Genomic DNA, 14,693 nt, shown 5'->3' with positions numbered 1-14,693 from the left:
TTCATGTAAAAAAAATTTACATAAAATTTTCTTACATTAAAAAAATATATCACTAAAATAATAAAGGAGAATTATATGGATATTCTTTCTAAACTAAAAGAATTTGAATTACAGTCAATTCCTTTACAAATTGCTACTGCTATTCAAAAACAAATCTACAAACAGGAGTTAGTTCCAGGAGATCGTTTACCTAAACAAGAAGAGTTAGCCGATCTATTTGCGGTCAGTAGACCTACAATACGGGAAGCTTTAGATTTGTTAGTGGAATCTCAATTGATACAAAGAGAATCTCCCAAATTGAAAGGTTATATAGTTGCCAATTTCCACCCCGATAAAGCTTTGAAAAGTGTTCAGGATATAATTTTGCTTTCTTTAACTTTTAATACGTTAACTAAATGGGAGCTTTTTGAAATTAGAAAAATGATTGAAGTTCCTTGTGCAGAGTTAGCAGCAAAAAGAAGGACAGATCAGGATTTAGAAGAGTTAGAAAAACTCCTGCCCCCTGCGGATATATTGACAAAAAGCGTATCAGAAATCTTTGAAGCTGATGCGAAGTTTCATATTAAGTTGGCAGAATGTACACATAACCCACTTGCTAAAACACTTGTAGAATCTTTGGTATATGCATACTTTAAACTGGATATTTTCATTAGTGAACAAGAAAAGAAAACCATTATTGAAGGTTTACCAGAACTTTTCGAAGCTATAAAAGCTGGGGATGAAGTAGAAGCAAAAAAGAAAATGGTAGAACATATGGAGTTTTTTAAGTACTACCACAATGAGAAATAGTCTTTTAGAATAGTATATAAAAATAGTTCAATTGATTTTTTTCCAGACTATAATGTTGCTGAATGTTCAACTCAGCTGTTTTATTTCATATTATATACAGAAGAATGTAGCTAATCATTAGTAAATTGGCAGAGAGAATCTTTTTGATGGGGATTGACAAGGAGAGTCTAAGGTAAAGGAAGCAACCCATTAATGTTTTATCAATAACAACGTCCACCTGTCTAAAAGTGGACGTTGTTTTGCTAATCTTATATTTCTGTCGGACAAATATGACCTTTATTCTCGTTCACTTGTTGTTTACTCGCTCGCTCATTGGTAGATACTTGCGGTCGGACGTAGTTTACTCTCGGTACTAGGTTGGTTACTCTCGTTCAACTGAGTTTTACTAGCGGAACCTGAGTTTATTCCAATGTTATCACCAAAAATTAAACTCTCCTTCCGCCTTTATGGACAGAAGGAGAGTTATTTATTATTAATCTATTAATAAAGTTTGTAGAGGTACTTACCTAAAACAGCATTTCTACTGAAGCAGTTCACTCAGCTGGCGGTAAGCTTCTTGATAAGGAGCTTGTTTGTAGACTCCCATACGATTCACCATGTCTGTACCTTGGTATAGTAGTAGGCTTTGTCCTTTTAATCCATAGCGCTGGGCGAATTCTACATATTGTTCGAAGTTCTTAAGTCCTGCCTCCATCTGATGCGGGGAGTAGGAGTCGACTTCTAGGGTGATGCCACTTCCTTTTATTTGTGATTCTAGAAATGCCTTGTGTAACCTCTTTTGAGGATCGCCTAATGACAGTCTGAATGTGTTTGGTTGTAAATAGGCACCGTCAAAACCGTAATACTTCCAGTTTTCAAAATTTGTTGTACGTGCATGAGGTGCATATATAAACTTTTTGTTTAGGTTATGGATTTTTTTGGCTGAACTTGTGACTAGACGTTCGTCATCCGCATGGATAACGGTTTCGTTTAGCCAATAGTAGCCCTTCATCGTAATGTTGCTATAATTTTGTTTTTTCCATTTATCTTCAACTGTGGAGATATACCAGTTGACTAGTTGCTCACGTGTTTGCAATGTATTCTTCACTTTTGCGCCGTCCAGTTTAATGATAGACTCGTTTCGTTTAGGATACGGGATTGCAATATACACTTGAACTTTTCGGTTTTCATTTGCTGCAGCACGATTCAACGCATCTAGTGCCCCGTCTTTGGCAAACGTCGTATCTGCGTACCATTTCCACTCTTTGTAGTTCGCTTTATTTTTGGATGTTTCGGCGAATTCACCACCTGCATACGTACGGCCGAGCACAACAAATGTATCGAAAAGGGTACTCGTCCCGTTTGTTAAATAAGGTTTAAAAAAGTCCGAGGAAAAATATTCCTTTTCAGATCCATTGTATATAAGGACTCCATTTTTAATACCGGTCGGCGTGAGCGCAGCTGGTTTGGTACCATAATTCATAAGAGAATTATTTTTGGGATGAACAGTTGCTCTTGGATATTTCACTGCTAGTGTGATCGCCTCTTCTGCTGATCGGAACTCCTGCAGCACTTTCCCATCTTGCTTCACCGTATACGAAAGTGGCTGCTCGTATACTCGCTTCAAAAATGTTGAAAATTGCGCACGATTCACGGCAACTTTTGGTTTGAATGTTCCGTCCGAGTAGCCTGTTGTGATGTCATTTTGGGCGATTGCATCTATGAATTTATAATAGGGGCTAGTCTTCGAAAGATCTTTGAAGATTGACTTTCCGGCACCTTTATAGTCATAAGCGACGGCAAGTACACGAGCCATCTCTTCACGAGTAAGCGGGCTACCAGGTTTAAATGAATTATTAGTGATCGTGAACATCCCTTTATTGGCTGCTATCATCATTTCAGCATAGCCACCCATCGTTGGCTTCAAATCAGTTGGCTTTACAGTAGGACGTTGTACCACCGGAAGTTTTAACGCTCGTACAATCATTACTGCGGCATCCTTACGCGTCAGTGTTGTTAGCGGCTTGAAGCTACTATCCGAAAATCCACGAATTACTTGTTTGTCTGTAAGAAATCGGATTTCATCATGCGCCCAGTGGTCTAAGGGAACATCCTTGAAGGATTGAGCTCCTGCAGAAGGGGCAAATAAAACAAAACATACTAATACTACAAGAAACATTTTAATCTTTTTCATTTGGTTTAATTCCTTATCTATGTATTTTCTTTTTTCCAACTATTATATTATCATAATTGCGCTTTTTTTAGTGTTGAATTGTAGTTATTTGTAATGGTCGTGTAGCAATACACCGTACCTCACTGGCGTTACTACAACTGGCATTTTCATCATCTTGAAGAGCTATACGATACACTACATAAGATTGTTGGAGAGGAAATGGAAATAAAAACTATGAAGCGGTTCGATTACGCGTCCTCGGGGTATGTTATGATATCCGTCACGCCATGATGGGAGACCAAGGCACTATATATTCCGGATGGTCTTGACCGAGCGAATGTAGCGACTTTCCATCACAGGTGCGGAGATGAATATCTATTCGACGTTCGAAACCTACTGACCCGAGATGATGTTTGGTTGTTATTCACTTAATGACTTTATGAAGCTTCATGAAAAAAGTATAAAACCTATGCTTGGGATGCTACAAGACTAAAGAGAGAGTTGCCATAGCAACTCTCTCTTTTTAATTGGTTCATCTGTATATCTTCTATTTACCTATTAACCAATCTCTCAAACAGTAAAACGGTCTGGTGCTACTTTCTTTTTAACTTTCATGGCAATAATATATACTGCGATGGAAACTAATAGAGATTGAACGGCAGGTAATCCCATTGGGCTAATATATTGTGTGATGTAACCTATTGTAATCCCTGCAACTACTGCAATAGTAGCCATCCAGTTCCATCCTGGGATGTCTTTCCATTGCTGTCTGCGAATGAAGAAAAAATCACCCATCATAACACCCGCGATTGCTGGATACAAAAGTGCTGTTAAGTATAAGAAGTCCATAAAATATTCTAAAATACCCATTAATGCGATGACAATCGCTATAATTGTGCCGATTAATGTAAGAAAGGCACGTCCTTTACCGGAATTTACATTTAATACGTTTGCTAATGCAAGACCCATACTATAGTTGTTTACTAGTTGGGACGTCCAAGTTGCTAACCAAAGAATAAGAAAGCCCCATACTGGAAAGCCAAGATTCATCATGACATTAACAATATCCGGGTCCCCAACTCCAACAGACATAATTGCTCCTACTATAAATAACGGAAATCCAATTAATACGATACCACTTGGAATTATCCAGTTATCTCTCCAAGTAGGTTTTGCATACCGAGTATAGTCAGATGCGATAACCCATTGCGAAACATTCACACCAATAACTAAACTGATAGCAGCAAAAATAGTCATCGTAGGTTCAGGATTCCAAGATGTTATTGTTTCCCACCCTGTGTTTTTCAAAGCAAGATAAATCCCACCAATGATCAAAATTAGTCCGGATGGTACAGCAAGATAGTCGGTCCATTTCATCGAACCATATCCTATAATAGAAGGTGCTGCGAATAAAAGTCCGGCAATAGTTGTTATAATTGCCCATCCAATCCAGTTCGTTTCATAATCGATACCAAACATGGCAGACATCGCATTACCAGCAACTGCAGTTTGTAGTGCCCACCAACCAAGTGATACAACAAAGATTGTTAATCCAACGATAACTTTTGCTTGAAGGGACCCGAAGCTCGTTTTAGCAATAACGGAAGAAGATCTACCAGTTTTTGCACCCATATATCCTGCCAAAGTGTTACCAACCCATTGAAACCCAAATAATGCAACGATCAGAATAAATAGTATTTTACTTAAACCGAAGCTCGCAGTTAATGCTGCTCCTACCATTAATACTGGAATCGTAAATTCTAGTCCACCGAAAATCATCGTTGGTGTAATCCAATGCTGACGATCTTTTTCTGGAATAGCCGATAAGGCCGGATCGTTTCCTAAAAATGATGTTTTTTCTTCCGATTTATGATTCTCCATTTATAACACCCCTTTTTTATATAGTGGGGGGGTTCCCCCCCCCCCCCCGACGGTTTATTATCCCTTTACTAATGCAAATACTAATTCTACTGGCTCGTCTCCATCATTAATACACCAATGTTGTTCGCCCGCTGGGATTAATGACGCTTCTCCAGCACTTATTTCATAAGGTTCACCACCGGAAACACCTCGTAGAGTTCCTCTTAGCATATAAGAGTATTCTTGCTCCTCATGTGCATTCGTTCCTTCTTTTGGTAATCTTTCTCCCACTGGAACAGATACATATCCAAACTTTACTTCTGTATTTGGATATTGATCATGAAATAAGTTTTGTACAATTTCGTTAGTTACTTGCGGTGTTTGTTTTTTCATTTGAAAAATCTCCTTTATTTATCTTCTGCCAGGTAATTCTTGATATTCGAATGTATCTTCATTTACATCTACTAAGAAATACTTGCGAGCCTCATCTATTGAAAAGTAACCATTTTTCACGTCTGACGCAACTTGAGCGGCGGGGCGCTCTAGTGGATCTCCGTAACCTCCACCGGTACCAGTCATGAGTTGAACCACATCATTTGTATTCAACTTATAGCGTGGATAAACTCCGTAAGGTCCATCTACTTCTCCTGTAGATTTTTTTACGTAAAATTCATTTGGGGAACCTTGATTCCCCTTGTCAATTCCCCAAGGTAAAAACTTATTACGACCAAATGTCACCGTTACCGCTTGTCCATCAGAAAGTGCGCGGTAGGAGCGAATAACACCTTTCCCACCAACAAATTTCCCGGCACCCGCTCCATTGCCGTCTTGTCGAAGACTATATTCATCAAGTAATACTCCATACCTAGTCTCCGCAACCTCTACAGGTACATTGTAGGTTTCACCATCGGAAAAACAGAATTGCCCAGATGCACCGTCTTTATCGATAGAACCTCCCCAGCCTCCTACAGATGGTTCCACAATTAGAAATGGTTCTTGGGTATCTTGATGGTTACCCGACAATGTTACAGCACATACCGATAAAAATTGTCCTGCATTCAAGCGAGTAGGAATATGTGGAGCCATTGCTTTCCAAACTAAATCTAAACTGCCAAGTAGTGTTTCAAAGTAATTGGAAACAGGGACAGGACGTTCTGCAGACATAATAGATTTTGGATCCACGATAATTTTTAATGGTCGAAATACCCCATCATTTACATCTTGGTCAGGGTTTGTAATAGCTAGGAAAATTGCACGGACAGCAGATACAAGCCCCGTATAAGAACAGTTCATCGGACCAGGAACTTGCGGTGAGCTCCCTCTAAAATCACATATAAACTCATCATCCGTTATAGTAACCTTTACTTTAATAGGGAAAGGTCCATTGCCAATTCCATCTGTATCAATAAAGTCCTCCGCATAGAATTCACCTTTCGGAAGTTTCTTCAACTCTTGACGAGAAATAGCTTCCCCGTGCTCTAAGTGGTATTCAATAGCTGCTAGGATAGTTTCTATAGAATGCTTTTCACATAATTCTCTTACTCGTCGATCTCCTGTTCGAAGAGCAGCTACTTGAGCAAACATATCTCCTAATGATAAGTCAGGGAATCGAACATTAGAGCGGATAATTTCTACTATTCCTTCATTTAATTTCCCTTCGTCATAAAGCTTAATACAGGAAAATTGAAGACCCTCCTGAAAGATATCTACTGAATCATTCGTAAAGGAACCTGGGTCTTTCCCACCTACTTCAGTCCAGTGAGCTTTGTTTGCAGAAAAAGCAACAAGTTCACCTTTATAGAAAATAGGCATCACAAGACCAACATCTGATAAATGGGAGCCCCCTCCTTGGTAAGGGTCATTAATAATAATGATATCTCCCTCTTTTAATTTCTCTCCAGGGTATTTATTTAATGTCTCTTTTACCATAAACGTCAGCATACCAATGAACCCTGTTACACCATTTCCTTGTGTCAATAAATTTCCATGTGCATCTGTTAAACCACTCGCATAATCCAATACTTCATATATAATTGGACTCATAGAAGTACGCGCTAATGCAACGAACATCTCATCCCCAGCGGATAATAGAGAGTCTTTTACAATCTCAAGTGTGAATGGATCTAGCTTAGTTGTTGTTGTCATCTAAGTTTTCCCCCTTTTCAATGATAATGTTGCCGTAATCATCTAGGTAGAGTTTTTGTTGCTTATATATAACCGTTACAGCAGCTTTTTCTTCCACGATTGCTGGACCTTGTACTATTGCTCCTGGTGGTAATTTATCACGGTCATAAATTGGAGTATCCACCCAACCATCCTCTTCGTAATAAACATTTCTATTTTCTTTTTTCGCTTCTTCTAATGTTCCTAAACGTTCTAACTTTGTGAGCTTTGGTTTAGGAACTTTTCCAAAGGCAGTCACATGAATATTAACTATTTCTGTCTGAGCTTCTGGTAGATTGAACGTAAAATTTTTCTCATGCAATTGGTGGAAATCTGCAATTGCTTGTTGTTTTTCTAATTCTGACCAATCCCCGTTAGAAACGGGCACCTTCACCGTATGTTCTTGCCCTAAATAGCGCATATCCGCAAATCGTTGGAATTCTACATTACTCGCTTCCATTCCCTCTTCTTCAAAGTGTTGGAACGCATTTTTTTCGATTTCCGACCATTGCTGATTAATCTCTTCTATAGTCAATTCATTCATGCGTTTGATATACGTTTGGATATAATCATGGCGAAGATCTGTCATCAGCATTCCCCAAGCAGAAAATACGGGTGATGCAACAGGAATAACTACTTTCTTTACTCCTAATTCCAAAGCAAGTGCTGGTGCATGCATCGATCCACCACCGCCAAATGCGAGCAAGGTAAAATCTTGCGGATTATGCCCTTTTCGAATAGAAATTAGTTTTAAAGCATTTAACATATTTGAGTTTGCAATTCGAATAATACCAAGTGCGGCTTCTTCTGCTGATATCTGAAAGTGATCTCCAATTTTTGATGAAATAGCAGACTTCACTTTTTCTAAATTAACGTCATAATCAAAATTGGAAGATGAAAGTCTACCTGTTAAAAGATTAGCATCTGTAGTGGTTGGTTCTGTTCCGCCTTGACCATATGCAACAGGACCTGGACTTGCGCCAGCTGACTGTGGTCCAACCTTCAAGGAACCAGCTTCATCAATCCATGCAATAGAACCACCGCCATTTCCAATTTCGACGATATCTACAACTGGCGTTTTTATTGGGTATCCTGCATTTCGACTATCTTTTTCGATATAATAGTCAGTCGAAACTTTAACTTCTCCATTTTCGATAAGGGAACATTTCGCCGTTGTTCCACCAATGTCGAAAGCAATGATATTCTTCTCGCCGATTATTTCTCCTAATACAGCTGCACCAAGGATACCTGCAACTGGTCCGGATTCTACCATATTAATAGGAGATTCCTTCGCTTTTGCAAACTTGGTCGTCCCTCCGTTGGATTGCATAATATAACGCTGCTCAATATTGACTTGTTCAGATAATTGTTGCTCCAAATTATCAATATATGTAGTTGCAGCTGGTTGTACATATGCATTCAACACCGCCGTATTCGTTCTTTCGTATTCCCGCCATTCTTGTGTAATATCACTAGATGCAGTAACTTTCACTTCTGGCCAAATCTCTTTAATAAATTGAACTGTTTGTTTTTCATGGGAAGGATTCACATAAGAATGAAGGTATGAAACCGCAATCGCTTCTACTCCTTCTGCTTTAAAGAATTCAACAGCCTCTTTCACTTCATCCAAGTTTAACTCGCTTAAAACTTCCCCTTTGTAATTCAAACGTTCACTAACTTCCTTGCGTAAATAACGTTCCACAAATGGTTTGGGCTTGTCATATTTAACATTGAATAAATCTGGCCGATTCCCTCTAGCAATTTCAAGTACATCACGGAAGCCTTTTGTTGTTATTAATGCAGTTTTCGCACCTTTTCTTTCTGTTAAGGAGTTTATGATTACGGTAGTACCGTGGATAAACATCGTAAGCGGGTACTTATCAACTCCACTTTTCTTAATAACATCCAATACACCTTTTTCGAAATGGGGAGGAGTCGTATTACTTTTTGCAATTCCAAAATTTCCATTGTCATCTACATATACTAAATCTGTAAATGTGCCGCCTATATCTGTAGCAACTCTCACATTGATCACTCTCCTATTTAGTTAAAATATAATTGGGGTTACCACACTTAACACGACCGATTCTGTTTCAAGCGGGTTCTCCCATTGGTGACTAAGACTAGATGGGAAATGAATAGTATCCCCCTCATATAAATGAAACTTCTCATTATTAATATAAAAAACAACTTCACCAACTAGCACAAAATAAAACTCTTCACCATTGTGACTATAAGGATGATCTTCCTTCATATTAGGTGGCAATGTCACAGTCAATGGCTCCAGCTTTCGTCCAGCAAATGTTCCAGACATTCTGGTATAAATTTGGCTACCTAAATTTGTAGTAAAACTATGCTGTTCCTCCTTTCGAACAACAAACCGTTGATTATCATTATTTTCAAGAAAAAAATAGTTCATATGAATATTCAAAGCATCTGATATTTTCTTTAAAGATGTAATCGATAAGGAGGATGCACCTCGTTCAATTTGGGATAAAAAACTTAAAGAAAGACCTGTCTGCTCACTTAAATCCTTTAGCGTTAAATTTTTCTCTTGCCTTAACTCCTTGATCTTCAGATGAATATCATCCATTCAAACACCCCTTATTAAATTACAGTATATGTGTAATGATTATGACTATAACATAAAAATTTCAAGAATGGAATGACTATTTATAATTATCAGTTAATATTAAAATTAAAACTTTATAGAAATCTCAATGATTTAGAAAATAGAAGAAATGTCTAGAACTTAGAGGAAATAGTTATGGGTAGAATAAAACATCATTGATAAGGATCGATTAGTCTCCTTATCGTTCAATTAATCCTAAGTATGTTTACGATGATGGCTCCCTAATTTAATTATTAGTAAACGAACCAAGAATTCGTCATCCAAGAATATTTGAAGCATTTGAAGCTTTACAGTCCGGCGAGTTTTATTTTTAGAGCAAATAAAAACAGTAGCCAAGTATATTAACTTAGCTACTGAATAGTGAAAGGTACCAGCTACTATTATAAGAAAATAATTATAAAATTGCCTTATCACAATAAAAATATAGTATAATTTTAATAATCTTATTATTGTGACAATTAATCTATTGAGATAGGAGAATTGTAAATGCAGCTTGAACAATTATTACATATAATTTATGCCAATAAGTTTCGATCCCTCACAAAAGCTGCTGAGGAACTTTATATTTCTCAATCTGCGATTAGTCAATCTATTTCTAAATTAGAGGTTGAACTTGGACTTTCCTTATTCACTCGCTCTAGAAATGGTGTGGTTCCAACAAAAGATGCGCCGTTTTTTCTGAACCGTGCAGAACAAATCATAAAAATTGTAGACGAAATGAATGAGAAATCTAATAAAAGTAATCAATTAAACAAAAAATTATCGATTGGAACTGTTGCAGGATTACACTTACATTTTTTAACTCCTGCGTTACTGTCCTTTCAAAAAAAGTTTCCTTTTTTGGATATTGAATATATTGAAAATAGTTCACTCGCATTAAGAGAATCGGTCATCAATCATGAATTGGATATTAGTCTTATTGTTCTTTACGAAAAAACGATGAAACCACATCATTCTATAAATATTCAACCATTAATGGATATTAAATTTTATGTACTTGTTTCTAAAGATTCCCCCCTTTCTGAAAAAACCTATGCGAAGTATGAAGATATAGCCAGCGAGCCTTTCGTGATGCACAATGGCGAGTTTATGAATTGGTTTCTATCAAATTATGTGGATAGAAATGGTAAATTACATTTATTATTTAAGTCCAATAATACAGATACTTTACGAGCAACTATTGCAAAAGGTACTGCAATCACAATTGAAACTGAAAACGAACTTTATAGTAATCCTGATATTATGTCAGGACAAGTGGTTGCCATTCCATTACTTGATTTGGGTCTACCAAAAACTTCGCTCGGATTAATCTACTCCACTAAAAAATACTTTTCACCAGAGAAAGCTGAAATAGTTAAATCACTGTCAACTTACATCACCGAATGGAAATATGAACAAATCCTTTAACAAGAAAAGCACTCAATGACAGTGCAATTGAGTGCTTGTTGTTTATTTGTCTAAACCACCAAAAAGCTGAGACTTTCTGTACTTTTCATCCACTGAAGAGAAGTGAACATATTTGAAGTAAATAACTATAATCGCAACTAAAATACCTACAGTTATCATTAATTCAGCAAAAGTTAACCCGCCTAAAGGATTAAAAGGAGTATAGAGGAACATATAGAATATCAAAGAGCCAATTGCCATAAAACCAATTAAGTTAGCATTTCTCACACGGTAAGGTCGATCTAGGTTCGGCTGTAACTTTCTAAGTCGAACAAAAGCGATCGTAACGAGCAACCAAGAAAATACTGCAAAAAATCCTACTACATTCACAAGGCTTCCAAATATTTGTGTACTTGTTCCAAGGAATGCCCCGAAACTACTAATAACAAATAAAAACATAGTTGCTAAGCCGGGAGTTTTATATTTGGGATGGATTTTTGCAAATTTTACGGGAATATATTCTCCTCTACCCATACTTAAAAGTACTCTACTTGCGGCAATATAAGCTGCATTCCAAGAAGTCAGTAATCCAATTAAAGATGCTATTGCAACAAATAACATGGGAATCGATGATGTTGGATAGAGTGCCAATAATGAATCAAGAACTACTATATTTGCACTTTCACGCAATTGACTATCAGCACCAAATGCCGTCCCAATTATGATAAAGATATAGAAAAGCACACTAGCCCAAACTGTGATTATCACTATTTTCCCTATTAGAGATGCCTTAATCGATGTTTCCTCTGCTGCTTGAGCAATCGCATTAAACCCCATTAGAAAGCTAGGCACCATTAAAAGTGTAAGAGACAGACCTTGGAATCCCGTGAAGAATGGTTTTGCGTTATCAGCGTTACCAAGAATAATACCACTTCCAACATAAAAGATAGAGGCAAATAACAGTACAGCAACTGTTATTGTTTGAAAAACTTTTGAAAATTCTATTCCTCTATAATTCATTAATGCAAAAAATAGATTTACTATGATAGAAAGTATAATATAAGATAAATAAACAACTTCTCCTCCCAAAGTGTAAAGTGGCACAAATTGGGGAACTGGAAAACCTAGCGCAACAAGCATTAAAGGTAACATAATTGTTTCAATAATTATTAAACCCGCAAATATGATGGTTAGCATTGCCCCTGAAAAGTAAGCCCACTTTGGACCAATCCCTTCATAGGTATAAATAATATCTCCGCCAGCATAAGGAAGTGCTGAAGACAGTTCTGCATAAGTAAGCCCTATGAAAGTACATAAAATTCCTCCTATCAGGAACGCTAGAACCCCTCCCATACTGCCGGGAACTGTTGTCCAAACGCCACCATAAATTACCCACGACCAACCAATTACAGCACCGATTCCTATTGAAAGTAAATCCCATTTTGATAATGATTTGTTTAAAGAAACTGTATTATTATTTGGAGATGAATTACCGGATATACCTTTTTGCATAAGCTCATTTCCCCTTTTGCTTTATTATTCAAGATTTAATTTGAACAATTTATTCGCATTTTCCCAATAATACTTACTTCTAACAGAATCCCTTAGTGGCCATGCTTCTACTTCTTTTATGACCTCCGAAATTGGGAGTCCCATTGTTAACCAATCAGTAGCAAAAAGGATTTTGTTTTGTAACATATTGTCTGCGTAATACATGTACATATCCCATCCTGTATTTTTCTCAGCTACGTATTTAGGACGAAATGCAGAAGTATCAACATAGAGATTTTCATATTTTAATAGCATACCTACCATATCATTTACCCATGGCCATCCCCCATGACCAGCAATGATTTTTAGATTTTTAAAATCTGTCAAGGGCTGCTCTAAATTAGAAGGGTGATCAATATAAAGGGAAGTATCCTTAAAGTAATTGATAGAAGTATGAATCCATATTGGTATGTCTAACTCTTCACACAATGCATAAAGCGGATAATATCTACGATCATTTGCCGGTACCCCATGTTCGTATGGTGGTAACACCACAGCTTTATAGCCTTGTTCTGTCAAAGCCTTCCGAACGACCTTTAGACTCTTAACTCCTTTATGGGGATTAAATCCAGCAAATCCAAAGAATTTATCAGGATATTTTGCAAGAATACTAGCCACATAATCATGATCTGCTGGTTCCTCATCTCCATTTCTTCCATAATCCATATTATGAATAGCATGATAAGCGATTCCAGCTTCATCTAATTGTTTGATAAAGTTTTCCATAGAAAACTGCTTTTCCATTTCTATCATAATCTCATTAACTACTTTATCAATTTTATTGTGTTCTACTTTGTCAAAAAATTCTTGTTTTGTCCAGCCTACCATTTCTGCCCATCTAGGACCAAATACTTTTAGATAACCTTCATTTTCTGGACCTGGGTTTGAAAATCCCTCAATAATAAATTCTGGTAGTGTATTGGAACAATCTATCTTCACACAAAACATCTCCCTTATTATTAATAATCATTACTTTTTTAAGTATTTTTCTAATATTTCTGATGTATGCTCCCCAATTTTAGCGGTTCGTACATTATTATCTTGAATAGAGCTATGACGATGTTTATTAAACAATATTGGAGAATTGGCAATTTGAATTGTACCTAAGGAGTCATGTTGTAAAATAGAAAACATCTTTCGATCCTTCAAATGTTGATCCTCTAATAACTCATTTACTGTTTTAACTTCTCCAACGAGAATCCCTTTTTCTCGGAGTATTTCAGTTATCTGTCCTGCGGATTGCTGTAGAACCCATTCACCAAAGACACTATTTAGCAATTCCAATTGCTCAGATCTTTTTTTATTGGCTTTATTTGTATCACCTGCAAACTCCTCAGCAAGATCAGATCTTCCAATCAGTTGGAAACACGTTTCAAATTGTTTACTATCTAATGCACAAATCATCACCCATTTATGATCTTTTGTTTTAAAAGAATCCCAAGGAGCACCAAAGGCATCTATGTTTCCCTTTGGTTTTAGAGTTTCTCCGGTCATACTTATACGAATTACAGCATCTTCAAGCAAAGAAACTACGCCTTCTTGCATACTTACTTCAATTTCTTGTCCAAGACCTGTTTGCTCTCTTTCGTATAATGCACTAACAATTCCTAGAGCTAAATATATTCCAGCTATTCCATCCGTAATTCCTGGTCCGGTCTTCTGTGGTGCTCTTCCAACTTCACCAGTGAGGCCCATTAAACCTCCCATTGCTTGTGCAATAGGGTCAATGCTTGGCAAGTTTGAATCCGTTCCATAACTACCAAATCCTGAAATAGATGCGTAGATTAGCGAAGGATTTTCCTCTCGTAAAGATTCATAGTCCAGTTTCATCTTGGCCATCGTACCTGGTGTAAAATTTTCAACTACAATATCAAAACTTTTTACCAATTCTTTAAAAGTTTGTTGATTCTCAGGAGTTTTTAAATCAAGTGCAACAGATTTTTTGTCTCTGTTTAACATATAGAAATAACCACTTTCATTATTCTTAAAAGGAGGGAAATATCGAGTCTTATCTCCAATTCCAGGCATTTCTATTTTCACTACTTCCGCACCTAAATCCTGCAGTAACATAGTAGAGAAAGGTCCTGAAAATATCCAAGTTAAATCTAATATCTTTATTCCTTCTAATGGTTTTTTCATTTTCTTTTTCTCCTATCATTT

11 protein-coding genes and 1 pseudogene are annotated in these 14,693 nt (G+C 36.9%); 3 read left to right on the top strand and 9 right to left on the bottom strand.

Annotation, left to right across the window (positions count from 1 at the left end):
- The first annotated feature begins 75 nt into the window (after window positions 1–75).
- A complete protein-coding gene (locus tag BLR36_RS00335) occupies window positions 76–789 on the top strand; it encodes a FadR/GntR family transcriptional regulator (RefSeq protein ID WP_093059260.1) in 714 nt (237 codons plus the stop codon).
- A 520-nt stretch (window positions 790–1,309) separates the two neighbouring features.
- Here BLR36_RS00335 and BLR36_RS00330 read toward each other — a convergent pair.
- Entirely contained in the window at window positions 1,310–2,962 is a 1,653-nt protein-coding gene (locus BLR36_RS00330; RefSeq protein WP_093059258.1) for a DUF4855 domain-containing protein, read from the bottom strand.
- A 209-nt stretch (window positions 2,963–3,171) separates the two neighbouring features.
- On the opposite strand from BLR36_RS00330, the pseudogene BLR36_RS19200 reads away from it, so the two are divergent.
- Window positions 3,172–3,270, top strand: a pseudogene (locus tag BLR36_RS19200) (hypothetical protein); the annotation flags it as partial.
- 241 nt (window positions 3,271–3,511) lie between these two features.
- Here the strand turns inward: BLR36_RS19200 and BLR36_RS00325 are convergent.
- From BLR36_RS00325 to BLR36_RS00305, 5 genes are read right to left on the bottom strand one after another with little or no spacing between them, the layout of a single operon-like run.
- Complete coding sequence (locus BLR36_RS00325) at window positions 3,512–4,822, bottom strand: purine-cytosine permease family protein (RefSeq protein ID WP_093059256.1); 1,311 nt, start codon at window positions 4,820–4,822, stop codon at window positions 3,512–3,514.
- A 57-nt stretch (window positions 4,823–4,879) separates the two neighbouring features.
- Window positions 4,880–5,194 carry a cupin domain-containing protein gene (locus BLR36_RS00320; RefSeq protein WP_093059253.1) on the bottom strand — a complete coding sequence of 105 codons (315 nt, stop codon included), beginning with the start codon at window positions 5,192–5,194 and terminating at the stop codon, window positions 4,880–4,882.
- Window positions 5,195–5,212: 18 nt separating this feature from the next.
- A complete protein-coding gene (locus BLR36_RS00315) occupies window positions 5,213–6,946 on the bottom strand; it encodes a hydantoinase B/oxoprolinase family protein (RefSeq protein ID WP_093059251.1) in 1,734 nt (577 codons plus the stop codon).
- Window positions 6,930–8,990 (bottom strand): hydantoinase/oxoprolinase family protein, encoded by a 2,061-nt coding sequence (locus BLR36_RS00310; protein WP_093059248.1) that lies wholly within the window; start codon window positions 8,988–8,990, stop codon window positions 6,930–6,932. The genes BLR36_RS00315 and BLR36_RS00310 overlap by 17 nt, the downstream gene beginning before the upstream one ends.
- A 21-nt stretch (window positions 8,991–9,011) precedes the next feature.
- Entirely contained in the window at window positions 9,012–9,557 is a 546-nt protein-coding gene (locus BLR36_RS00305; RefSeq protein WP_093059246.1) for a helix-turn-helix domain-containing protein, read from the bottom strand.
- Between the two features lie 525 nt (window positions 9,558–10,082).
- Between BLR36_RS00305 and BLR36_RS00300 the strand changes: the two genes are divergently transcribed.
- Complete coding sequence (locus BLR36_RS00300) at window positions 10,083–11,003, top strand: LysR family transcriptional regulator (protein WP_093059244.1); 921 nt, start codon at window positions 10,083–10,085, stop codon at window positions 11,001–11,003.
- 42 nt (window positions 11,004–11,045) lie between these two features.
- On the opposite strand, the gene BLR36_RS00295 is transcribed toward BLR36_RS00300, so the two are convergent.
- From BLR36_RS00295 to BLR36_RS00285, 3 genes are read right to left on the bottom strand one after another with little or no spacing between them, the layout of a single operon-like run.
- Complete coding sequence (locus BLR36_RS00295; RefSeq protein ID WP_093059242.1) at window positions 11,046–12,494, bottom strand: APC family permease; 1,449 nt, start codon at window positions 12,492–12,494, stop codon at window positions 11,046–11,048.
- Window positions 12,495–12,518: 24 nt separating this feature from the next.
- Complete coding sequence (locus BLR36_RS00290; RefSeq protein ID WP_093059240.1) at window positions 12,519–13,472, bottom strand: amidohydrolase family protein; 954 nt, start codon at window positions 13,470–13,472, stop codon at window positions 12,519–12,521.
- Between the two features lie 30 nt (window positions 13,473–13,502).
- Window positions 13,503–14,672, bottom strand: a complete 1,170-nt coding sequence (locus BLR36_RS00285) for a CaiB/BaiF CoA transferase family protein (protein WP_093059238.1) — start codon at window positions 14,670–14,672, stop codon at window positions 13,503–13,505.
- Window positions 14,673–14,693 lie beyond the last annotated feature (21 nt).

This window comes from Psychrobacillus sp. OK028, from assembly GCF_900103605.1.
Lineage (GTDB): Bacteria > Bacillota > Bacilli > Bacillales_A > Planococcaceae > Psychrobacillus.
The sequence above is the reverse complement of the archived record's forward strand: the minus strand, read 5'-3'. Positions and strand labels throughout refer to the sequence as shown.

Excerpts from the sequence above, each read along its gene's own strand:
- BLR36_RS00305 (WP_093059246.1), bottom strand. The coding sequence starts at position 9,557 with ATGGATGATATTCATCTGAAGATCAAGGAGTTAAGGCAAGAGAAAAAT.
- BLR36_RS00330 (WP_093059258.1), bottom strand. The coding sequence starts at position 2,962 with ATGAAAAAGATTAAAATGTTTCTTGTAGTATTAGTATGTTTTGTTTTA.
- BLR36_RS00285 (WP_093059238.1), bottom strand. The coding sequence starts at position 14,672 with ATGAAAAAACCATTAGAAGGAATAAAGATATTAGATTTAACTTGGATA.
- BLR36_RS00300 (WP_093059244.1), top strand. The coding sequence starts at position 10,083 with ATGCAGCTTGAACAATTATTACATATAATTTATGCCAATAAGTTTCGA.
- BLR36_RS00325 (WP_093059256.1), bottom strand. The coding sequence starts at position 4,822 with ATGGAGAATCATAAATCGGAAGAAAAAACATCATTTTTAGGAAACGAT.
- BLR36_RS00320 (WP_093059253.1), bottom strand. The coding sequence starts at position 5,194 with ATGAAAAAACAAACACCGCAAGTAACTAACGAAATTGTACAAAACTTA.
- BLR36_RS00335 (WP_093059260.1), top strand. The coding sequence starts at position 76 with ATGGATATTCTTTCTAAACTAAAAGAATTTGAATTACAGTCAATTCCT.
- BLR36_RS00315 (WP_093059251.1), bottom strand. The coding sequence starts at position 6,946 with ATGACAACAACAACTAAGCTAGATCCATTCACACTTGAGATTGTAAAA.
- BLR36_RS00295 (WP_093059242.1), bottom strand. The coding sequence starts at position 12,494 with ATGCAAAAAGGTATATCCGGTAATTCATCTCCAAATAATAATACAGTT.